Source organism: Micromonospora sp. URMC 105 (genome assembly GCF_051386295.1).
Lineage (GTDB): Bacteria > Actinomycetota > Actinomycetes > Mycobacteriales > Micromonosporaceae > Micromonospora.
The window spans coordinates 35,977-57,748 of sequence record NZ_JBPQTL010000002.1 but is presented as its reverse complement, the minus strand read 5'-3'; the positions used below and the strand labels follow the sequence as shown (position 1 = coordinate 57,748).

The following is a 21,772-nucleotide window of genomic DNA, read 5'->3' as shown; positions in this document are numbered from 1 at the left end:
TGCGGCCGAACGCGGCGACTTTAGCCTGGTCGCGACCGGCCCGGCCGGCCTGGAGTCAGCGGCGCGTCGCCAGGATCACGCCGCCGAGGCAGAGCGCGCCACCGAGCAGGGCGAGCGGCGCCGGTACCTCGCCCAGCAGCGTCCACGACAGCAGGACCGCCACCGGCGGTGAGAGGTACGTCGCGGCGGTGGTGCGTCCCGCGGTCCACTGGGACAGGACGTAGCCCCAGGTGAGGAAGCCGATCGCGGTCGGGAACACACCCAGATAAAGCACTGCCAGGCTCGCCGCCGGCGGGGCGGTGGTGAGCTGCGCGATGAACGTGGGGGCGAACGGCAGCAGCGCCGCAGTCCCGGCCAGCGCGCCGAGCCAGGTCATCGTCGCGGCATCCACGCGCGCCAGCAGGCGCTTCTGCAGCAGTACGCCGAAGGCGTACAGCAGGGCCGAGAGCAGCGCGAGTGCGACGCCGACCTTGTCGGCGTGCCCGGTGAAGCCGCTGGCCGCGATCAGGGCGACGCCGGCGAAGGCGATCGCCACCCCGACGCCGAGCCGGCCGGTGAGCCGTTCGCCCAGGACGAGGACCGCGGCCACCGCGACGAGAAGAGGCGCGACCGCCACCAGCAGTGCCGCCGTTCCGGCGTCCACCAGCTGCTCTGAGGCGTTAAGCGCCACGTTGTAGCCGCCGAACCACGCCACCCCCCAGAGCGCGATCAGCCCCAGGGTGCCTCGGCTACGCAGGGCGGCCCCGCGGGGTGCCGCGCCGTCCGGCCCCGGTGCGGCGTGCCCCGGCCGGGCGCTGCGGCGACGCAGCCTGGCGGTGACTGCCACGAACGCGCTCAGCGCGATGGACGCCGCCGCCATGCGGCCCAGCGCCATGGCGCCGGGAGAGTAGTCGTGCCCGGCGAAGCGGATGCCGATGAACGCCGACGCCCACAGAAACACCGTGGTCCCGGCGGCGGCGAGGGTCGGCCAATGCCGGGGGTACGCCGTGCGGTCGCGGTCGCCCTCGGTGTCGTGTGGCCGGGTCGGGGCGACGGTAAGCTGCGCGGGCGTCATACGGCGATTCTCGTGCGCCCGATTGTTCAGCACCAGCGACTGTTTCTTCACAACGATTCAGTCTGGCTTTACGGTTGTGACGTGCTCGACGTCCACCGCCTCCGCGTCTTCCGCTCTGTCGTCGCTTCCGGGTCCGTTCAAGCGGCCGCCGCGAACCTCGGCTACACGCCGTCCGCCGTCAGCCAGCACCTCAGCGCGCTCCAGCGCGAGACGGGCCTCACCCTCCTGTCGCGAGCGGGGCGGGGTCTGCGGCCCACCGCCGCCGGGCACGCCCTCGCTGCCGAGGCGGACCGGGTGCTCGCCCGGCTCGGTGCCGCCGAGTCGCTGATCGCCGACCTGCGGACCGGGCGCACCGGCGCGCTGTCCATCGCGTACTTCGCGTCGGTGGGCGCGGCATGGATGCCGCTCGTGGTGCGCCGCGTGCTCGCGGAACTCCCCAATGTCCGGCTCGACCTCGAACTGAAGGAGAACATCCCGATCAGCCCGGAGGAACGCGCCGATGTGCAGGTGGTAGTGGCGCGTACCGGGTTCGACCCCGGATCCGGCTTCACCGCCCATCACCTCCTCGACGACCCCTACGTCGCCGCGCTGCCCACCGCGCACCGCCTCGCCGGGCAGGAGGAGGTGGACCTGGCCGACCTCGCCGAAGAGCGCTGGGTCGACAACGACTTCGCCCGCGGCTGGTGCCGCGCCAACCTCATCGAGGCCTGCACCGCCGCCGGCTTCAGCCCGGCCTTCCGGGTCGAGGCGCACGACTACCCGACGGCGCTCGCCCTCGTCGCCGCCGGCATCGGCCTCACGGTGCTCCCCGCGCTCGGCGCGGCGCACCTGCCCGACGGCGTGACCTGCGTCCGAGTGGTCCGCCCGACGCCGGTCCGTTCGATCCATGTGGTGGTGCACGACGCAGTCGCCCACACGCCGGCGGCGCGGACGGCCGTCGCCGCGCTGCGGGAGGCCGCAGCATCCTCGTAGCGCACGGTGGCGACGTCGATATCAACCACCTGGTTCCCGGCATGCTGCTGTCCGCCGTGGACCGTAGACCTCGTAGTCGAGAGACTCGCGCCGCTCGCGGGGTTTCGGCGAGCGACCGGGTCGATCCACGACGGCCGGGCAGTTGCACCTGACTGGGTCGACTGGCTCGGGCTTCCGCTTCGCGGCCTCATGCACGCTGCCTCTCGCCACACGCCGTCCCTATTCGTCCCCGCCTACCCCGTGCAGTATCAGGTGAGGACGCAGGTATTCGCGTGCGAGGCCCCTCGCTTCGCCGAGAACCTCCTCGTCGCCCTCCGCTCGCCGCCGAAACGCCAGCTTGATGAGCGCGTCGGCGGCCGTGACCGCGATCTGCAGGACGACGTACAGACGCTCACTGTCGGCGACGGCGAAACGTTCAATCAGTGCTCGCGCGAGGTGGCAGGCGATCTCGCTACTGTCAGACTCTTCGGTCCCATGCCGCACACTCAGCGCATCGCCGAAGTGCAGCGCGCGGAATCCCGGGAACGTCCTGTGCATGACGATGTACTCGTCAATGCCAGCATCCACGCCTTCCGACCAGTGCGTCAGGCCTTCCCGGTCGCACCGATCCATTACCCGCTGCAGGTACGCCTCCAAGTTGCGCTGTATCAAGGCCTGCACGATGGCCCGCTTGTCCGGGAAGAACTGGTAGACCGAGCCGATGGCCACATCGGCACGCTCCGCGATGAGGGTGGTCGTCAATCGGTCGTAGCCCACCTCATCGAGGAGTGCGGCACAGGTGTCAAGGATCCGCTGCACCCTCGCGACGCTGCGGCCCTGCACCGGGAGTCGTCTCAGGGGACCGCTCATATCGTGTTGCGATGACATCTGCTGCTGAACCTTCCAGTGAAGCCGTACGCCGAGGCCTGTAACGGGACGTCACCGGTCTAACGAGCCGCTCGGGCGTAGGTGGTTGCGGACTCAGAGGCCGCCGCTCTGCTACCGGCGTGGGCACGAGTGGCGCGTGTCGCGGCACGACGCCGCCGCCAACTGACCATCTCGGCACCGGCAGCACCTGTCGGCGGGCGGGCTGTGACGGCTGCGACTGGCCAGCGCGCACGGACGGCGGCATGAGCATGTGTTCGGGGCCGGGGCCGGCGTGCACCTCGGTCGTCTGGTGTTATCCCGCGGTCATCCTGTCCAGGACTTGCTGCATCTATCGACCGTCAGGGCCGGATTGGCCGCGGCGCCCTCGGCCAGTTCAGGGTCATAGAGAAGTGCGGTGATCCGCGGTGCCAGTAGGCGTGGGCTGCTTGCCATCGCCTGTCGCACGGTGGCGTCCGGGTCGGTGCTGAGTCGGTCGACGAGTTCAGGGGGTGGCGTGCCGGTCGAGGGCGACGAGCCGCCGTACCGCCGGGTCGGGGTCGTCGGCGAAGCGGGCCAACCCTTCGGTGGGAAAGTGCGGCAGCTCGCTTAGAGGTCCTAACAAAGCCGTACGACGTGTCGGTACGTGATGATGCAGGTGGCCAGGGCGAGGAAGGCTTCGTGGATGTCGTCGCGGCGTTCCCACCGGATGCGTAGCCATTTCATGCCGTGGTACCAGGCGATCGTGCGCTCGACCACCCACCGGACCACTCCCAGACCGGAGCCGTGCGGTTGACCGCGTCGGGCGATGCGCGGGCGGATGCCCTTGGCCCGTACCGCCCGGCGGTACTTGTCGTGGTCGTAGGCGCGGTCGCCGAAAAGTTGGTCGGGGCGGCGACGCGGTCGGCCACGGCGGCTTCGTGCTGGCGGGATCTTGTCGATCAGCGGGAGCAGTTCGGTGACGTCGTTGCGGTTGCCGCCGGTCAGCGACACGGCCACGGGGATACCGGCGCCCTCGGTCAGGACGTGGTGCTTCGAGCCGCGATCCCGCTTTCGCCGCGTCGTCGCGCAGAGCGCGGTGACTTCTCCTGGCTGGCGCCACCACCGTCAGACTCAGTGACCGATGTCAGCCCCATGCGCACCGACCTGGACCTCGACGCGGTCCCCGGACCCGCCCGACGCGACTCACTTTATCGACGGACCTGGGCAGTGATCTCGAACGTGACCCCTGCGCCGCCCGATTTGGTTAGCCAGCTGATGCATGACCTTGATGCCACGGGGGTAAATCAGATCCCCTCTCGTAAGCCCGGGTGGAGGTCGACATGGCTGAGTACGTGGCGTCTCATGGAAGCAGGACTCGCGAGGGCAATCCACTACGTGCCGAGCTTGTGATCAACGATCAGGTCGACGGAGCTGGCCGCCTGGCCGTGTACGTGAATGATCAATTGGTCCTCGAAACGGTGACGTCACATCTCAACACGGGAGAGGTCGAGGTAGTCACGACGGTGGGCACGCAGCGACCGGACGTATCCGACAGTGAGATCAGGCTGACCTTGACAGTTGACGACCCGGTCACCGTAAGCGGGGTGGTTGGTTCTTCGGAACTCGCCGAGGCCGACCTGAATTACGTAGCGGACCACGACCAGATGCTCCGGGCATTGTCGGGTGAGCCTAGGGGGGTTGATGCGAGCCTTTTGCGCGTACTGGACTTCCGAAGCATCGCTGCAGGTCTCGAAGAAGACGCTGTGCGACGGTTTGCGGTGGATGCGAGTTCCTCGAAGGGGCGGTGCGTTGGTTGTCGCGCTCGCTGCACGGCAGCCTACGCGACCTGTGGTATCCCGTGTGCGGCCATTCCACCTCCTCTGAATGCCGCATGTCTCGCGGCGTGTTCGGCCCTCTATGCTGACTGCTATTGGAACAAGTGCAAGCGTGCCTGCAAGTGAACCGCTCGAGCGGTCTACTGATCTCCTGCAAGTTGTAGGGTGGCAAGAATAAGTGGAGGTTTACCTGCGACGAAGGTGTTTATCGGCTAGGTGCAGCGCCTCTGCTCGCGTCACTGACGTTAGTCCTTCGGGAGGCCGGCTTGGATGTCGCCACGGAACGACGCTACGTTCACCACGCGCTCCTAGCGCAGGGATATGCACGAGTGGCCGTTGAGCGACTGACCCCCGCCGGAGACATTGATCTGGCCGGCGCAGGGGTCCCGGCCCAACTTGATGAAGCGCTGCGAGCTGCCACCAATACAACGGACTGGTTGGCTCTGGCTCAGCGATTCGCGTTGCTGAGGCAGATGAGTGGAGGGCATTTCGACAATCTGTATCTGCAGGCGCGCAAAAAAATTCTGCATCTGGTTATAGTCACGCGATTTGGGACGTCTCCGCTACAGGAGCCATGGCTCCGGCGGGCATTCGACTACGCCTGGCCGATCGTGGCCAACAGCGACGATCTGCTTCAGCGCTTCAATCTGCCCCCGGCGGTACAAACTGTTGGACGACAACTCGTGACGGCTTACCTGCCAACATCGGACCCTGTCGCCGGGGCGGCTGCCTCGTTACTCAATGCGGCGCTGTCCGCAACGTTGGTGAACGCTGGCCCCAATAGTGTAATGCTTGCGATCTGCGAGGCGGGAGTAGCCCCTGCCCTTGTGGGATCGGTTAATGATCGGCGTATCCTCAGGAAGAAGTTTGGCCTTTCCCTGAGGCCCCCGTACTTGGCAGCGGTTCTGTGGGATGTGATGAGCGGAACAGTGCATGGTATGGACCAGTTGGGCGGCGGCACATTATCACCCACACAGCTTCGACATAGTTTGTATGCACGGTAGAAGTGGGCGTCGGGCCTAGAACCTCGACTTTCCCGGACTCGCCTGCGTGAGCACTCAGACGTTCACCCCGCTGCTGCCCGGCCTCAGATCCAGCCGGGGCGGCCAGCGTCGCTATGCTCGATTCGAGCCTCGCTGACGCTGCGCCAATCCACTCGGCGTGCCGGTGTGCGTCGCGGCGTCCGCGCTGAGTGCGGTGTGGCTGGTGGCTGCGGCGGATCGACCTCGACGAAGCCGAAGAGCCGTTCTTAGAGGTCCTAACGAAATGATGTTGGGCGTGTCCTCGGGACGTGAGGATCGTTCTGTCTGAACGTGAGGAGGGGTGAGCAGCCGCCGTGGATCGTCTCGGACGAACTGTGGGCCGAGATCGCGCCGCTGCTGCCACCCCGACCACCACGCCGGCACCGGTTCCCCGGACGCAAGCCGATCGATGATCGCAAGGTGCTGTGCGGGATTCTGTTCGTGCTCTACACCGCGATCCCGTGGGAGTACCTGCCGCAGGAGCTGGGCTTCGGGTCGGGGATGACCTGCTGGCGCCGGCTGCGCGACTGGAACGACGCCGGAGTGTGGCAACGGCTGCACGAGGTCCTGCTCGGCAGACTCCGGGCGGCCGGTCAGCTCGACATGTCGCAGGCGGTGATCGACGGCTCCCACGTGCGGGCGCTCAAGGGCGGCCCAAAACCGGTCCGAGCCCGGTCGACCGCCGCAAGCCAGGCTCGAAACACCATGTCATCACCGAGGCGGGCGGCATCCCCCTCGCCGTCAGCCTGACCGGCGGCAACCGCCACGACGTCACCCAACTGCTGCCCCTGATCGACAAAGTCCCCCGGATCAAGGGCATCCGAGGCCGCCCCCGGCAGGGACCTGATCGGATCTACGCCGACCGGGGCTACGACTACGACTGCTACCGCCGCGAGTTGCGCGCCAAGGGGATCACCCCGGTCATCGCCCGACGCGGCACCGACCACGGCTCCGGCCTCGGCACCCGACGCTGGGTCGTCGAGCAGACCATCGCCCTGCTGCACTGGTTCCGCCGCCTCCGCATCCGCTGGGAGATCCGCGACGACATCCACGAAGCCTTCCTCACCCTCGCCTGCGCCATCATCTGCTGGCGCAGACTCCAACACTCAAAGAGTTAGGAGTTCTTAGTCGGTCCCGGCCGCAGCGGGCAGCTGCGGCGGACGGGGCCGCGCCCTCCCACCCGGCCCGCTCCAAGAGCGGAAATCCGGTATACCGAGCATGCTGTTCCTCTGGCCGATCGCCCCCTCGGAGTGCCTATTACGACGCAGTTGCGTGACGGTCTCGCCGAGATACTCCAAGCTGGCCAGCTCGGCGGTCTGCACGCCGTCGCGGCGGTTCGCGAGGGTCAGACCTTGCTGGAGTACTACGGGGCCGGCGAGGACTACGCCTGGGGCGACTCACTGGGTGTCGTCGAGTTCGGGCCTGAGACGTTGCACGACATCCGGTCGGTCACCAAGAGCGTGACCGCGCTGTTGTACGGCATCGCCCTCGGCGAAGGGCTGGTGCCGCCGCCGGCGGAGCCGCTCCTGCCGCTGTTCCCGCAGTACCCCGACCTGGCGGCCGACCCCCAGCGTGCCCGGCTCACGGTGGAGCACGCGCTGACGATGTCGTTGGGCCTGGAATGGCGCGAAGATCTCCCATACAACAGCCCGGCGAACGCCGAGATCGCGATGGAGCTGGCACCGGACCGGTACCGGTACGTCCTGGAGCGGCCGATCCTCGAGCCGCCCGGCACCCGATGGACCTACTGCGGCGGTGCCACGGCTCTGCTCGGCCGACTGATCGCCGACGGCACCGGGCAGTCGCTGCCGCAGTACGCGCAGGACATGCTGTTCGCGCCGCTGGGCATCGGCAGCCACCAGTGGATGACCGGCGCGGACGCAGTGGCCTCCGCCGCGTCCGGGCTGCGACTCGCGCCCCCCGACTTGGCCAGGCTTGGCGAGCTGGTGCTGACCGAGGGAACCTGGGACGGCCAGCGGGTCGTCTCCACCGACTGGATCCGCGCGATGCTCCAGCCACGCCTGCAGACCAGCTGGGGTGCGCAGTACGGCTACCAGTGGTACATCGAACCCATCGCCGGCCACCGGGTGTACGCCGGTATGGGCAACGGCGGCCAGCGGCTGTTCGTCCTGCCCGACCTGGACCTCACCGTGGCCGTCACCGCCGGCAACTACAACGACCCCGACCAGTGGCGGACCCCGCTCACGGTGCTGGAACGGGTCATCCTCCCCGCAACGGGCTGACGGCGCCGCGCCCGCCGGTTCAGCCCCGTCGGCAGGGCACACATCTGGGCGCATGCGGTTGCACGACGACGACCTTGACCTGCCGCTGCTCCCCTGCGCCGGCGGGTGGCGTGGGCTGCCCGGCGGCGTGTGCGGCCGGCACGGCAGACGACACTGTCAGCACGAGGAACAGCAGTCCGGCGGCGACGGCGCCGGCCGACGACAACGGCACTCGCGGCCGACGACGTGACGTACCGGGCCCGACTGCTCGTCGGCTTCTCGACAGGGTGCGCATGTGCTCTCCTCAGTTCGGCCACACGCACACCTACGGCGGCCGGAACGGTTCATCCCGCCGCCGTACCTCACCTGGAGACCTGTCGTCGCGCCCCAGCACCGCCGCCCTGCGTGAGGTGAGCGCCGGCCGTCGCCGCGGGGCCTCCGGCAGGCGGAGACCCCGCGACCAACTTCCTCGCTGCAAGGAGCCCGTTCAGGCGCGGGCGGTGAGGAATTCCTGCGGCGGGAGGGCTCTGCCGGTAATCCGGAGGTCGCCGATCCAGCCGTAGAAGCCCTGTCCGTACCGGAGGTTGAACGACGTCGCCCCGATGACGAACGGCCGGCCGAGCGTGGCGATACCGGTGGAGGGCTGGGTGGGGTTGCGGGCGATCCGGGAGCCGTCGACGTAGACCACGGTGCGCCGGCCGTCGTTGACCACGGCGAGGTGCATCCAGCGGCCGGTGAGCAGGGCGTGACTCCACGACGTGGGGTCGGCGTCCTGCTTGTCCGGGTAAACGACGTACTGGAGGAACCGCTCCGGCGAGATGTTCAGACTGCACGTGCACTCGTCGCGCGACCAGCCCGTGGTCTTGCCGGCGTCCCCGCTGCGTCCCTCCCAGCTCAGGATCCCCATCCAGGCGTGATCACCCTCAAACGGTTCCGGCAGCTTGACGAACGCCTCGATCGTGTAGCCGTCGAGGAACTTCGTGCTGTTGATCGCCGCGTTCGGCGCGGCGCGCAGGATCGCGCCGCGGTCGGGTCCCTTCCCGCCGTCGAAGCGGAGGCTGGCGTGCGCGGGCTGGCCGGGGTGGTGCTCGATCGAGTACGTCAACACCTCGGCAGGACTGCTGTTGAGCAGCTGGACCGTCAGGTCGTTGCCGTTGCCGCTGAGGTCCCGTACCACGGTGCCCGCCGTGACCGGCGCGCCTGCCGCGCCTACGGCGAGTCCGGCCGAGTCGAAGCGCCAGTAGCCGACGGTGCCGCGGGGAGTGACCGACGCCGGGGGCCGCGACGGTGCGACGGGCACCGGATCGAATCCCTGGAACCTGGCATCGAAGTCCACACCGAGGCTGAACCTGTCCACCGCACCGGTCAGCTCGATCGTCTCCGCCTCCAGCGGAGTACGACGAGCAGGGTCGCGCGCCAGGAACCAGGGGGAGAACGTCTCCACGTCGATCACGTTGCGGGCGAGGTCGAAGTGGTAGAGACGGATCATGCCCGCGCCACCGTAGTAGCGGTCCTGGTAGTTGGCGATGTGCACGTGGACGTCGTTGCCGGCGTCGTTGGTCAGCACCGTCCGCCCGGGCGGCCAGTAGTGGCCGTTGAGGGTGAGGAAGACCTGGTCGTTACGGCGGATCAGCCGGTCCCACAGCCGCTGGCCGTGCTGCGACAACTGCGCCTGTCCCTCCTTGTCGGCCCACGCCAGGTCGTGCGTGGTGAGGATGACCGGCAGCTTCGGGTGCGCGTCGATGACGCCCTGCACCCACTGCAGGCCCCGATCGGAGACCCGCCAGTCCAAGGCCAGCACCAACCACGTCCGGCCGCCGGCCCGCAGCAGGTGGAAGCTGTTGTAGCCGTCCGGGGAGGCGCCGCCGAAGGTCGGCATCTTCGCGAACCGCTGCGGCCCGAAGACGTTCAGGTAGGCGCTGGCACCGCGCTGGTCGTCGGTGGACGACCGGATGTCGTGGTTGCCGGCCAGGACGCTGTACGGCAGCTTGCCGTCGAGCGCCTGGAACGTCTGTCCGGCCAGATCGATCTCGTACTCGGTGCCGTGTTCGGTGACGTCGCCGAGGTGCGTCATGAAGGCGATGTTCGCGTCCGCCCGATCCTGGCGCAGATACCGGAACGTCGCCTGCAGCGGTTCGGGATCGGAGCTGTCGGCGTCGAAGAGGTACTGGGTGTCGGGCAGCACCGCGACGGCGAATCGTGGGCTCTCCGGATCGAACCGGCCCCCGCCCCGACCGTCTGCCGCAGCGACATCGCCGCCGAGCAGGGCCGCGGCGGAACCGGCCGCGGGCGCGACGATCGCTGTCTGCAGCAAGGACCGGCGGTGGACCCCGCCACGGCCGGGATCGGGCGAACTCGACTGTGCGGAACTCTTACGGTGGATCATGCAGCCACCGTCACGCCCGAGGGTGGCCGGTGCCGGGCCCGTTGCTGAACAGCGGCAGACGGCCAACATAAGATCACCTACCGGCTGGACGTCCCGCGGTCGTCGACGCGGCTGGTCCGGGAGACGGTAGGAGGAGGCCGGAGGACCGTGGCCGGGCTACCCGGTGGCGAGCAACTGCTTCCAGCCGTCCTCGACCGACTGGTGACAGGTGTCAGGCTGGTCTCCTGAACTGATGAACAGGGCTGTCAGCAGCGTGGTGCCGTAGTCGAGCGTCTCGCGCGGCAGCGGGCCGGTGGCGACCAGGGAGACCAGCCCGTGGCCGATGACCCAACTCTGGGTGGCCAGTTCCAGCGGCTGGATGTCGGCGCGGAAACGGCCGGCCCTCCTGCCCCGTTCGGCCGCCTGGACAAGGTACTCCAGGGTGTCGTCCGCGGCCTGGGCGTCCTCGAGGCCGAAATCGGCGTCGAACATGACCCGGTACAGGTCGGGGTGCTGCAAGGCGTTGTTGGCATAGGCGGCGACCAGTGCGGTCAGATCCCGGACCGGATCTTGGGACGTGGTCACCGTGGCGAGCCTGGCTCCGAGGCGGGTGAAGCCTTCCTGCCGCAGGGCCTTCCACATACCGTCCATACCGCCGAAGTGGGTGTAGACGGCCATCGTCGACACGGACGTACCGGCCACCAGCGAGCGAAGGGTGATGGGCTCGCGGGTGCGAAGCATATGCGCGGCGCGCTCGATGAGCAGGGTGCGCACCGCTGGGTCCTTCGCTCTCGCCATGCCGCGATAATACATAGCATCACCATGCTATGTTCGAGAGAGACGATGCCTCGATCCCACTCCCGACAAGGAACAGACATGGCCATCACCCTGATGAACCCTGAAGGACTGCCGAAGGTCGACCTTTACCGGCAGGTGTCGGTCGCCACCGGCTCGAAGCTGATCTTCATCGCCGGCCAGGTCGCCGTCGACGCCGACGGAAACACCGTCGGCGTGGGCGACTACGCCGCCCAGGTGGAGCAGTGCTACCTCAACGTCGCCACCGCTCTGGCCGCGGCCGGCGGCTCCTTCGACGATGTGGCGAAGCTGACCGCCTACGTCGTCGACTGGACGCCCGACAAGATGCCGGCACTGATGGAGGGGATCACTCGGGCGGCCGCCAAGCTCGGCGTCACCCCGGCTCCCCCGTTCACAGGGCTGGGCATCAGCGCGCTGGCCGGCCCCGACCTCCTGGTCGAGGTCGAGGCCACCGCGGTCATCGACTGACCGAACGGAGCCGGGCCGGGACGAAATTCCGGCAGGCGGTCGAGCAGGCGAGGGCAGCTGCGCTGGGGGCGGCCAGCACCCGAGCCAGGTCGGATCGCCACAAGGGTCAGAACGGGTCGCGTTGATGCCCTTGACGTACGCCGCGTGGTGCTTGCTGTGGTGCAGCTCCACGATCTCCCCGGACATCGCCCGCCGGGCAGAGGCCGGCACCCCCTGCGAGTCCGTCGTGGAGGGTCACTGGCTGGCCCTGGTGCAGACGAAGGTGGGCCTGGAGCTGCAGGGCCGCGTGCTCTCGACGTACATGACCCTGATGATGCTCACCATGCCGATCGGCTACGTCATCATCGGCCCGCTGGCCGACCGTGCCTTCAGCCCGATGCTGCAGCCGGGAGGCGCCCTGACCGACACGGTCGAGACAATGCTCGGTACCGGCCCGGGTCGCGGTCTCGCGCTGGTGATCCTGATCAGCGCGGTGGCTCTCCTGGGCTGGACGCTGTACGGCTGGCTCGATCCCCGCTTCCGGTACATGGAGGACGACCTCCCCGACGCCGTCCCCGACGCGGAGATCGGCGACCGGGACGCCGAGCAACGCCGCGCCGATGAACAACTGCACCTGCCGACGACCCTCGCCGACCGGCCGGCATCCGTCGGCGTCGGTCACGGCGTTCAACCAGCCGTAGCTCCACTACCGACGTTGACCTGAGTGGCGACGCTCATGGTCATGGGGGTGGCGCGACCGCCAACATCGTCGGCGATGCCGACCAGGGCGGTCGCGCCACCGGCGCCTCTCGACGATGCGAGGTCGGCGCCTGCCGGCGGGGCATCAGGTGCCGGCGGCGAGGAACCGGGATGGACCAGCACCCGGTCAGCCCGCCTCCCGCCGCCGGCGAAAGGCGTTACGGTACGCCCCGGGCGCCACGCCGCTGATCCGTCTGAACTGGACGCGGAAGTTCGCCGGCGAGGTGAACCCGACCTGGTGGGCGATGCTGTCCACGCCGCGGTCGGTGGTTTCCAGAAGTTGCTGGGCATGGCGGATACGCACGCCGTTGACCCACTGCATCGGCGTCTGCCCGGCTTCCTCGTGAAAACGCCGGTTGAGAGTCCGTACGCTCATCGCGGCCCGCCTGGCGATGTCGGCCAGGGTCAGGTCCCGGTGCGCGTTCTCCTCAATCCACTCGAAGAGCGCGGTCAGTCCGGTGGCGGCGGGATCGACGGTGTGGCGCACGATGAACTGCGCCTGGCCACCATCTCGGTACAGCGGCGCAACGGCCAGCCGGGACGCGTCGGCGGCGACGGCCGCTCCGTAGTCCCGGGCAACCAGGTGCAGGCACATGTCGATGCCCGCGGTGGCACCCGCGGACGTCACGACCTGACCGGTGTCGACGTAGAGGACGTCCGGGTCGAGCTGCACGGCGGGGTACGTGTCGCGGAACAGGTCCGCCGCCGCCCAGTGAGTGGTCGCGCGAGCCCCGTCCAGCAGCCCCGCCGCCGCCAGGGTGAACGCGCCGACGCAGATGGAGGCGATCCGGGTGCCGGTGGCGGCCGCGGCCCGCAGCGAGTCGACCACGACCGCGGGCACCTCCGCGGTGGGGTCGGCGCAGCCGGGTACGACGATCGTGTCGGCCTGGGCCAGGGCTTCGAGCCCGTGGTCGACGGCCAGCCGCACTGGGCCGGCCGCGACGACCGGCTCGGCGGCGCACACCCGGACCTTGTAGCCGGGCCGACCGCCAGGCAGCCGCACCCGGCCGAACACCTCGATCGGAGTGCTCAGGTCGAAGGCGAGGGTGCCCGGCAGGGCCAGGACGACCACGGAATGCATGGCAAAATCCTAGCGCCTGCTACAGCAGGCATTTGCGCGACAACGCCCTCCCCCGGGTGCGTCCATCGCTCCGCAATCCTGGTCGTGGCCCGCAGCCACGAGAACGCAAGTTCCGCACGACCGTGCCGGTGCCGTTGGCAGGATCCAGTCGGTAAGTGGCAATCAGGACGTCGCGAAGACCTCCGTCGCCTGTTGAAGTGGACCCGGCGCGACCCGCGCACCTCAGGCAGGCAGTTGCAGGAGATTCGTGATGCATGTGCAGATCGTTTTGTTCGACGGATTCGACCCGCTGGACGTCATCGCGCCCTTCGAGGTGCTCGCGGCCGGCAGCGACGCGCTCGGCGGTGAGCTGACCCTGGAATTCGTCTCCGGGGAAGGGTCGCGCCGGGTGGTCAGCGGCACGCGCGGCCTGGCCCTGGACGCCTCAGGCCGCCTCGACCCGACCAGATCTGGCTACATCCTGGTTCCGGGCGCCAGCGGGCCGCTCGCCGGCGACCCGGACGAGGGGGCGGAGACCATCCCGGTGCTGCTGTCCCGCTTTGCCGCCACCGAGGCCATGTCGCTGATCGCGGAGGCGATGAGCAGGGCCGACGTCACCGTGGCCGCGGTGTGCGGTGGCTCGCTCGCCCTGGCCATGGCCGGCCTCATCGAGAATCGCCACGCCGTCACCCACGTCCAGGGCATGGAGGTACTCGAGGCGACGGGCGTACACGCCGTGCACGCCCGGGTCGTCGACGACGGCGACCTGGTCAGTGCCGGCGGGGTGACCTCCGGGCTGGACCTCGGCCTGCACATCCTGGAACGCGAGTACGGGCCCAGAATCGCGCACGCCGTCGAGACCCTGTTCCAGTACGAGCGCCGCGGCACCGTGTGGAGGAACACCGGGCCGCAACCCGCCGTCGTCTGAACAGCCGCTCCCCCACTGACCGCAGCCACGAGGAGGAACACCATGAACGCCATCACCGGAACCTGGGACCTGACCGTGAAGACCCCGATCGGATCGCTCGCCGCGGTCTACACCTTCACCGACCACGCAGGAGAGCTCACCGGTACGGCGGAGGGCGGCGGCGAGTCGGTCGCCCTCGCCGACCTCAGGCAGGAGCACACGGCCGATGGGCAACAGGTCACCTGGCGGCAGGCCGTGACCAGGCCGATGCGCCTGAACCTGGAATTCGACGTGACGGTCACCGGCGACACCCTCACCGGCCACTCGCGGGCCGGCCGGCTTCCCCGTAGCCGGGTCACCGGAACCCGCCGACCCACCTGACAGGGCGCCGGCCACTCGTCGAGGCCGCGCAGCTACTGCACCCGGACGACGCGGCTCAGCCCGGCGCCGCTGGCGGCGTCGACCGGGCGATCACAATCCAATCGACCTGCGACGATGGCATGTCAGGCCGCGGCGCGCGTGAATCCTGCCGAAGACAGAGACTGGGAACGGCGAGCCGTCGCCCGATTCTTATTGATTACTGTCTTTACTTTTAACCGGGACATGCCTAAGTTCCTAGCAGGAGACCCGAACTTTTGTCGAGGTTGACAAAAGCGGGCTCTGCCGTGGCTGATCCGCGGCATTCCGGTGGCGGGATCCGCCACTCGTCGCCCGGTTGATGTCCGTCGCGTCGCTGTGGGCAGCGGGGCGCTCGACCGGTCATGTCCTGGGGAGGATGCATGGGCGATAGCGCTGTGCCTTCGCTCGTCCGAAGACTCATGTCGCGCCGTACGCTGCTGGCCGGCACCGCCGCCGCCGGCGCCGCTGCTCCGGTGGCCGTTCTCGGCGGAGCCCTCGGCGAGGGGTCGCGGGCCCGGGCCGCCGGGGCCACCCGCCGGCTGACCCTCTACGCGGAGGCCCTGCCAGGTGGCCTCTTCGGCTACGGGCTCGCGCCCGGACGCGCCACCGTGCCGGGGCCGGTGCTGGAGATGTACGAGGGTGACAGCCTGGAGATCACCCTGGTCAACACCACCAACCAACGGCTCTCCATCCACCCGCACGGTGTCGACTACAGCACCGACTCCGACGGCAGCCCACTGAACGCCTCCTACAACGATCCCGGCGAGACCAGGACGTACGTCTGGCGCTCCCGGGAGATGTTCGCCGCCGCCGGCCGGCGCTTCATGCCGGGCAGTGCCGGTTACTGGCACTACCACGACCACGCGATGGGCACCGACCACGGCACCCTCGGCCTCGCGCGAGGCCTGTACGGCGCGCTCATCGTGCGGCGCCGCGGCGACATCCTGCCGGACAAGCAGTTCACCGTCGTGTTCAACGACATGATGATCAACAACCGAACGGCGCCGAACACCCCGATGTTCGAGGCCGATCTCGGTCAACGGGTCGAGTGGATCGCCATCGGCCACGGCGGCACCTTCCACACCTTCCACCTGCACGCCCACCGCTGGGCGGACAACCGCACCGGGATGCTGGAAGGACCGGCCGACCCGAGCCAGGTCATCGACAACAAGGACCTCAACCCGGGCAGCTCGTTCGGCTTCCAGGTGCTGGCCGGTGAGGGCGTCGGGCCCGGCGCCTGGATGTACCACTGCCACGTGCAGTTCCACTCCGACGGCGGCATGGCCGGCATCTTCCTCGTCCGCAACGCCGACGGCAGCATGCCCGCCGGCGCCCAAGCCGCGATCGACCGCTTCCACGAGCACGGCCACCACCCCCACCAGAAGCAGCAGGGCCAGCCGCACGACCACGCCCACCACGGCTGACCGGCACGCTCACCCCGGCAATCGAGCGAACTCCGACCTCATCACGACGAAGGAGCTGGGCACGATGCGAAGGCGTCCCGCAACGTCACGTCTGCTCGGAACGTACCGTCTCCCGTCCCGGTGGCTCACCGCAACCGTCGCCACCCTGACCGTCCTGGCCGTCGGTACCCCACCAGGACCGTCGCCCGCCCGGGCCGCCCCGGCCCCGACCGAGGCCGCCGCCGCGGCGGCGGCCTCGGTACTCGTCTTCCACGGCCCGCCGACCGAGCAGCAGGACCCGGTCCTCCGCGCCGCGGCCCGGATCAGGGAACTCGCCGGCGCGGCCGGTCTCACCGTCACCCAGACCTCCGACCCGGCGGTCTTCACCGCCGAGAACCTGGCCGGCTACCGGGGCGTGGTCTTCCTCTCCGCGGCCGCCGCGGAGCTGAGCCGTGAGCAGGAAGCGGCGCTGCAGAGCCACCTCAGAGCCGGCGGCGGTTTCCTCGGCATCGGCGACGCCGCCAAGGCGCAGCCCGACTCGAGCTGGTTCACCGGGCTCATCGGCACCCGGCCGGCCGGGGCGATCCCCACGGCCGAGCCCGTCGCGGAGGTCCTCGCCAACGCCGAGAACCCGCCGAACGAGACCAGGGAGAAGCTCACCGACGGCAACCCCAACACGAAGTGGCTCACCCGCACCCCCACCGGCTGGGTCACCTACCGGTTGACCACGGCGGCCGCCGTCAACGGATACGCGCTCACCTCCGCCAACGACGCCCCCGGCCGCGACCCGAGGGACTGGACGCTGCAGGGCTCGACGGACGGCGAGAACTGGACCGACCTGGACCGGCGAACCGGACAGACGTTCGCGGAGCGCTTCCAGACCCGCAAGTTCGACTTCAGCAACACGACCGCCTACCAGCACTTCCGATTGACCATCACGGCGAACTCCGGCGACCCGATGGTGCAGCTCGCCGACCTGCGCCTCTTCGCCGGCAAGGCGACACCCCCCGCGCCGCCCACGGTGAGCCGCGCCACCGTCGACATCCTCGACCGGCAGCACCCGGCGACGAAGTCGCTGCCCCTCACCGTGTCCCGCTCCGACCGCTGGTACAACTGGGACCCCAACCCGATCGGTACGGTGCACACCCTCGCCCAGGTCGAGGAGCGCACCTACACCCCGGGGCCGGGCGCCAACGGGTCGTTCCACCCCGTGTCGTGGTGCCGGGACTACGACGGCGGCCGCTCCTTCTACACCGGCATGGGACACACCGAGGACAGCTACGGTGAGGACGAGTTCAGCGCCCACCTCAGCGGCGCGCTGCGCTGGACCACCGGAATCGTCCGCGGCGACTGCCAGGCGACGATCGCCGCGAACTACCGGGCCGAACGACTCACCGCCGCCAACCAGCCCGGACATCTGGACCAGATCGGTGAGCCGCACGGGCTGACCGTGACACCGGACGGCGGCATCTTCTACGTCGGCAAGGCCGCCTGTCCGAGCGGACCCGTGGTGGACTGGGCCGACCCCAAGGTCGGTCTGGGCTGCGGCACCATCCACCGCTACGACCCCACGACCAGGAAGACCAGACTGCTGACCACGCTGCCCGTCATGGGAAACCGCGGCAGCGGCTCCGAGCTGGTGAAGAACGAAGAGGGCCTGGTCGGTATCGTTCCCGACCCCGCATTCGCGGCGAACGGCTGGCTGTACGTCTACTGGATGCCGCACGACTCGATCGACCGGGACACCCGCATCGGCCAACGGACCATCTCGCGGTTCACCTACGACCGGGTCGACCAGACGATCGACCAGAGCACCCGCAAGGATCTGCTGCGGTGGCCGGCGCAGATCCACAGCTGCTGCCACGCCGGTGGCGGCATGGCCTTCGACGACCGCGGGAACCTGTACGTCGGATCCGGCGACAACAACTCGTCCGAGGGCTCGAGCGGCTACTCCGGCAACAACTGGACCGCCGACTACAAAGGCGTCTCCTTCCAGGACGCGCGCCGCACGGCCGGCAACACCAACGACCTCAACGGCAAGATCCTCCGCATCCATCCCGAACCCGACGGCACGTACACCATCCCGCCGGGCAATCTCTTCCCGCCCGGGACCGAGAAGACCCGCCCGGAGATCTACGTGATGGGCGTGCGGAACATCGCCCGGCTCGCCATCGACCCGGTGCGCCAGTGGCTCACCGCGGGCTGGGTCGGTCCGGACGCCGCCTCGCCGAACCCCAACCTCGGCCCGGCCAAGTACGAGACCGCCACGATCATCACCGCCGCGGGCAACCACGGATGGCCGTACTGCATGGGCAACCGGCAGCCCTACCGCGACCGCAGCAACACCGACGCCACCGTCCTCACCGGCTGGTACGACTGCGACAACCCGAAGAACACCTCGCCCCGCAACACCGGCCTGGTCGATCTGCCACCCATCCGGGACAACATGATCTGGTACGCCCCCGACGGCGGCGGCCCGGTCTTCCCGAAACGGCCGGACGGCAGCGGCATCCCGACCTACAACGCCGCCGACGCCACCTACACCCAGCCCTACCTGCGCGGCGGCGGGCAGGCCGTGATGTCCGGCCCCACCTACCACCGGGAACTGGTGGACCAGGACAGCGGCGTGGCCTGGCCGGCGTACTGGAACGACAAGTGGTTCATCGGTGACGAGACCAACTCCGCCAACCGGGTAGCCGTGACCGTCGATCCGGCCGGGGTCGACCGACAGGCGCCGCCGCCCTTCGCCGAGTCGCTCCGGTCGATCATCCCCGGCGGAGCCGGCGACAACCGGCTACAGAGCTGGATGGACGCCAAGTTCGGTCGCGACGGCGCGCTGTACCTGCTCGACTACGGAGGCGGCTTCTTCAGCCTGCACCCGAACCAGAAGCTGATCCGCATCGCCTACCAAGGCGGCCCGGCCACCCCGGCGCCCACCGCGTCGTCGGTGCTGGTGCAGAACAAGCCGCTGACCGTCGCCTTCACCGGAGCCCGCTCGGGTGGCGTCTCGTACCGCTGGGACCTCGGCGACGGAACCACCTCGACCGAGGCCAACCCCCGGCACACCTACGCCAGGGTCGGCTCCTACACCGCGAAGCTGACGGTGACCTACGCCGACGGTGAGACCGCCACGGTACGGACGAACGTCACCGTCGACTGCGCGGTGCCGGACCGGCGCAGCACGGTGCGCATCGGCGACACCGACTCCGGCGTGGCCAACCGTACGGCCGGCGGCGCCTGCACCATCAACGACCTCATCGACGACGAGAGCACCTGGGCGGACCACGACGGGTTCGTCCGCCACGTCACCGCGGTCGCGGACCGGCTGCACCGCGACAAGGTCATCAACGCCCGGGAGCACGGTGCGCTGGTCCGGACGGCCGCCGGCTCGGACATCGGTCGGGCCGGAACCACCGGCTACGAGCCGATCTTCGACGGTACGGCCGAGTCCCTGGCCGGATGGTCGCAGGCACCGTCGGGGTCCTTCGTCCGCCAAGCGGACGGGTCCCTGCGCTCGACCGGGGGTCTCGGCATGCTCTGGTACGCGCGCAAGCAGTTCGGCGACTTCTCACTGAAGTTGCAGTTCCGCGACGCCGCCCCGGGCACGACCCGATCCAACAGCGGTGTCTTCACCCGTTTCCCGGACCCACGCACACCACTGGACCAGCGCCCGCCCGGTAGCTGCGGCACGATCGGCGCGGCCCGGAGCTCACCGGCCTGGGTGGCCATCTACTGCGGGCACGAGATCCAGATCTACGACGGCGAGACCGGCGAGCCGCAGAAGACCGGCTCGGTCTACAACTTCGATCCGGTGCCCCTGAGCGGCGCCGGGGCAACCCCCAAGGGCGAGTGGAGCGACTACGAGATCCGGGTGGTCGGACAGCACTACACCATCGTCCGGAACGGAGTGACCATCAACGAATTCGACAACAGCCCGGGCAGACAGTCGTCCCGGCCGTCCGACCCACCGACCGACCTGCGACAGTTCGCCAGCGGCTTCATCGGCCTGCAGAACCATGGCGACAACGACATGATGGAGTTCCGCAACATCCGGGTGCGTGCGCTGTGAGGGCCGCAGGCAGGGCCATCGCCGCGCTGAGCGTCATCGCACTGGTGGTGGCGCTGCCGGTGCCCTCCGCGTCGGCCCAGCACACCACGACAGCGCACCCGGCGGCGGCCGAGCCGGGCCGGCAAACCGCGGCGCAGGTGCTGACCTGGACCGCCGACAACGACATCACCCGCTACCGGAGCGCGCCGGCGCAGGCGGTCGCGGGAACCACGACGATCGTCTTCGAGAACAGCACGGCCACCGGGAACACCACCGGCATGCCGCACACCCTCACCTTCGACACCACCACCGAGGGCTTCAACCACGACGTGAACCTGAACATCCTCGCCAACCCGTTCGACACCAACAACGGACGGCACGAGCAGACGGTCACGCTCACCCCGGGTCGGTACCGCTACTTCTGCTCCATCCCCGGCCACAGCCAGATGGTCGGCGAGCTGGTCGTGACCGACGGCGGCGGTGCGGACACCACCCCACCGACGGTCTCCGCCCAGGTCACCGGCGCACGCAACAGCGAGAACCACTACCTCGGCTCGGCCACCGTCACCCTGTCCGCCGCGGACACCGGCTCCGGCGTGGCGCTCGTCGAGTACCAGGTCGACGACACCAGCTTCACCCCGTACACCGCACCGGTCGTCGTGACCGCCGTGGGCGACCACTCGGTGCAGTACCGGGCCACCGACGCCGCCGGCAACGTCTCCCCCGTCGGATCCGTGTCCTTCCGCGTCGTCGAGGCCGACGACCCGGACACCACCCCGCCGACCGTGACCGCCCAGGTGTCGGGATCCCGGGACAGCGCCGGCGCCTACGTCGGAAGCGCCACCGTCACCCTGACCGCCGGCGACGACCAGTCCGGGGTGGCGGCGGTGGAGTACTCCCTGCACGGTGGCGCGTTCCAGCCCTACACGGCGCCGATCGTGGTGAACTCGCCGGGCGAGCACATGATCCACTACCGCGCTCGCGACGTGGCGGGGAACAGCTCACCCGAGAAGATGGTCGGATTCACGGTGGTCGCACCGCCTGCGGAGGACACCACCGCGCCCACCGTCTCGGCGGACGTGGCCGGCGACCGCGACGGCAACGGCAACTACCGGGGCAGCGCCACCGTCACGATCACCGCCACGGACGCCCAGTCCGGGGTCCGGACCGTGGAGTACGCGATCGACAGCGGCGGCTGGGCTCCCTACCCCGGACCCGTGCGGGTCGGCGCACCCGGCCCGCACACCCTGCGGTACCGCGCGACGGACCGCGCCGGGAACGTCTCCGCCGAGAAGACGGTCACCTTCACCGTCGTCGCATCCGGCTCCGACGCCTGCCCTGACTCCGACGACCGCCCCACCGTGGTCATCGGCGACGACGACACCGGCGTCGCCAACCGCGACACCGGCAACGGCTGCACGATCAACGATCTGATCGCCGAGCACGCCGACTACCCCGACCACGCCAGCTTCGTCCGGCACGTCGAGGCGGTCACCGCGCCACTGGTGGCCAACGGCGTGCTCACCCGCCGGAGCCAGGGCGTCATCGTCCGCGCCGCGGCCCGATCCGAGATCGGCGGCTGACGTGAGGACGTCCAGCAGCCACCCCGCCCCGAGCCAGATCCCCGCGAGGAGGACC

General features: G+C 69.4%; 17 protein-coding genes and 3 pseudogenes. 13 read left to right on the top strand and 7 right to left on the bottom strand.

Annotation, left to right across the window (positions count from 1 at the left end):
• Positions 1–55: 55 nt before the first annotated feature.
• The gene (locus ACSNN7_RS00880; RefSeq protein ID WP_436678548.1) at positions 56–1,054 is read right to left on the bottom strand and encodes a DMT family transporter; all 999 of its coding nucleotides are present in this window, start codon (positions 1,052–1,054) and stop codon (positions 56–58) included.
• An 81-nt stretch (positions 1,055–1,135) separates the two neighbouring features.
• On the opposite strand from ACSNN7_RS00880, the gene ACSNN7_RS00875 reads away from it, so the two are divergent.
• Positions 1,136–2,026 (top strand): LysR family transcriptional regulator, encoded by an 891-nt coding sequence (locus tag ACSNN7_RS00875; RefSeq protein WP_436678547.1) that lies wholly within the window; start codon positions 1,136–1,138, stop codon positions 2,024–2,026.
• A 219-nt stretch (positions 2,027–2,245) separates the two neighbouring features.
• Here the strand turns inward: ACSNN7_RS00875 and ACSNN7_RS00870 are convergent, their stop codons facing one another.
• On the bottom strand, positions 2,246–2,815 hold the full coding sequence (locus ACSNN7_RS00870) for a TetR/AcrR family transcriptional regulator (protein ID WP_436678639.1): 570 nt from the start codon (positions 2,813–2,815) through the stop codon (positions 2,246–2,248).
• Positions 2,816–3,487: 672 nt separating this feature from the next.
• A pseudogene (locus ACSNN7_RS00865) lies at positions 3,488–3,916 on the bottom strand (transposase); the annotation flags it as partial.
• 275 nt (positions 3,917–4,191) lie between these two features.
• Between ACSNN7_RS00865 and ACSNN7_RS00860 the strand changes: the two are divergent.
• The 4 genes from ACSNN7_RS00860 (at position 4,192) to ACSNN7_RS00845 (ending at position 7,951) form a co-directional block, all read left to right on the top strand.
• Entirely contained in the window at positions 4,192–4,812 is a 621-nt protein-coding gene (locus ACSNN7_RS00860) for a hypothetical protein (protein ID WP_436678546.1), read from the top strand.
• 203 nt (positions 4,813–5,015) lie between these two features.
• Complete coding sequence (locus ACSNN7_RS00855; RefSeq protein ID WP_436678545.1) at positions 5,016–5,690, top strand: hypothetical protein; 675 nt, start codon at positions 5,016–5,018, stop codon at positions 5,688–5,690.
• Positions 5,691–6,026: 336 nt separating this feature from the next.
• Positions 6,027–6,826, top strand: a protein-coding gene (locus ACSNN7_RS00850) for an IS5 family transposase (RefSeq protein ID WP_436678638.1) whose coding sequence is annotated in 2 segments (ribosomal slippage) — positions 6,027–6,363 and positions 6,363–6,826 — 801 coding nt in all. Because the reading frame shifts where the segments join, the coding sequence is not laid out codon by codon here.
• Positions 6,827–6,964: 138 nt separating this feature from the next.
• Positions 6,965–7,951, top strand: a complete 987-nt coding sequence (locus tag ACSNN7_RS00845) for a serine hydrolase domain-containing protein (protein WP_436678637.1) — start codon at positions 6,965–6,967, stop codon at positions 7,949–7,951.
• 466 nt (positions 7,952–8,417) lie between these two features.
• Here ACSNN7_RS00845 and ACSNN7_RS00840 read toward each other — a convergent pair whose 3' ends face one another.
• Positions 8,418–10,244 carry a LamG-like jellyroll fold domain-containing protein gene (locus ACSNN7_RS00840; RefSeq protein ID WP_436678544.1) on the bottom strand — a complete coding sequence of 609 codons (1,827 nt, stop codon included), beginning with the start codon at positions 10,242–10,244 and terminating at the stop codon, positions 8,418–8,420.
• Between the two features lie 228 nt (positions 10,245–10,472).
• Positions 10,473–11,069, bottom strand: a complete 597-nt coding sequence (locus ACSNN7_RS00835) for a TetR/AcrR family transcriptional regulator (protein WP_436678543.1) — start codon at positions 11,067–11,069, stop codon at positions 10,473–10,475.
• A 102-nt stretch (positions 11,070–11,171) separates the two neighbouring features.
• Between ACSNN7_RS00835 and ACSNN7_RS00830 the strand changes: the two genes are divergently transcribed.
• On the top strand, positions 11,172–11,579 hold the full coding sequence (locus ACSNN7_RS00830) for a RidA family protein (RefSeq protein WP_436678542.1): 408 nt from the start codon (positions 11,172–11,174) through the stop codon (positions 11,577–11,579).
• A gap of 123 nt (positions 11,580–11,702) precedes the next feature.
• On the opposite strand, the pseudogene ACSNN7_RS00825 reads toward ACSNN7_RS00830, so the two are convergent.
• Positions 11,703–11,765: pseudogene (locus ACSNN7_RS00825) on the bottom strand (hypothetical protein); the annotation flags it as partial.
• A gap of 76 nt (positions 11,766–11,841) precedes the next feature.
• Here ACSNN7_RS00825 and ACSNN7_RS00820 point away from each other — a divergent pair.
• Positions 11,842–12,282, top strand: a complete 441-nt coding sequence (locus ACSNN7_RS00820; RefSeq protein WP_436678541.1) for a hypothetical protein — start codon at positions 11,842–11,844, stop codon at positions 12,280–12,282.
• A gap of 162 nt (positions 12,283–12,444) precedes the next feature.
• On the opposite strand, the gene ACSNN7_RS00815 is transcribed toward ACSNN7_RS00820, so the two are convergent.
• Positions 12,445–13,398, bottom strand: a complete 954-nt coding sequence (locus ACSNN7_RS00815) for a GlxA family transcriptional regulator (protein ID WP_436678540.1) — start codon at positions 13,396–13,398, stop codon at positions 12,445–12,447.
• Positions 13,399–13,648: 250 nt separating this feature from the next.
• Between ACSNN7_RS00815 and ACSNN7_RS00810 the strand changes: the two genes are divergently transcribed.
• From ACSNN7_RS00810 to ACSNN7_RS00785, 6 genes and pseudogenes are all read left to right on the top strand, one after another.
• A complete protein-coding gene (locus tag ACSNN7_RS00810; protein ID WP_436678539.1) occupies positions 13,649–14,305 on the top strand; it encodes a DJ-1/PfpI family protein in 657 nt (218 codons plus the stop codon).
• A 42-nt stretch (positions 14,306–14,347) separates the two neighbouring features.
• Positions 14,348–14,665, top strand: a complete 318-nt coding sequence (locus ACSNN7_RS00805; protein WP_436678538.1) for a hypothetical protein — start codon at positions 14,348–14,350, stop codon at positions 14,663–14,665.
• 437 nt (positions 14,666–15,102) lie between these two features.
• Positions 15,103–16,107: a multicopper oxidase domain-containing protein gene (locus ACSNN7_RS00800; protein ID WP_436678537.1), complete on the top strand. Its 1,005-nt coding sequence runs from the start codon at positions 15,103–15,105 to the stop codon at positions 16,105–16,107.
• 64 nt (positions 16,108–16,171) lie between these two features.
• On the top strand, positions 16,172–20,155 hold the full coding sequence (locus ACSNN7_RS00795) for a ThuA domain-containing protein (RefSeq protein WP_436678536.1): 3,984 nt from the start codon (positions 16,172–16,174) through the stop codon (positions 20,153–20,155).
• A 122-nt stretch (positions 20,156–20,277) separates the two neighbouring features.
• A pseudogene (locus tag ACSNN7_RS00790) lies at positions 20,278–21,237 on the top strand (cupredoxin domain-containing protein); the annotation flags it as partial.
• Positions 21,214–21,717: an OmpL47-type beta-barrel domain-containing protein gene (locus ACSNN7_RS00785; RefSeq protein WP_436678636.1), complete on the top strand. Its 504-nt coding sequence runs from the start codon at positions 21,214–21,216 to the stop codon at positions 21,715–21,717. The pseudogene ACSNN7_RS00790 and the gene ACSNN7_RS00785, both read left to right, overlap by 24 nt.
• Positions 21,718–21,772: the final 55 nt, after the last annotated feature.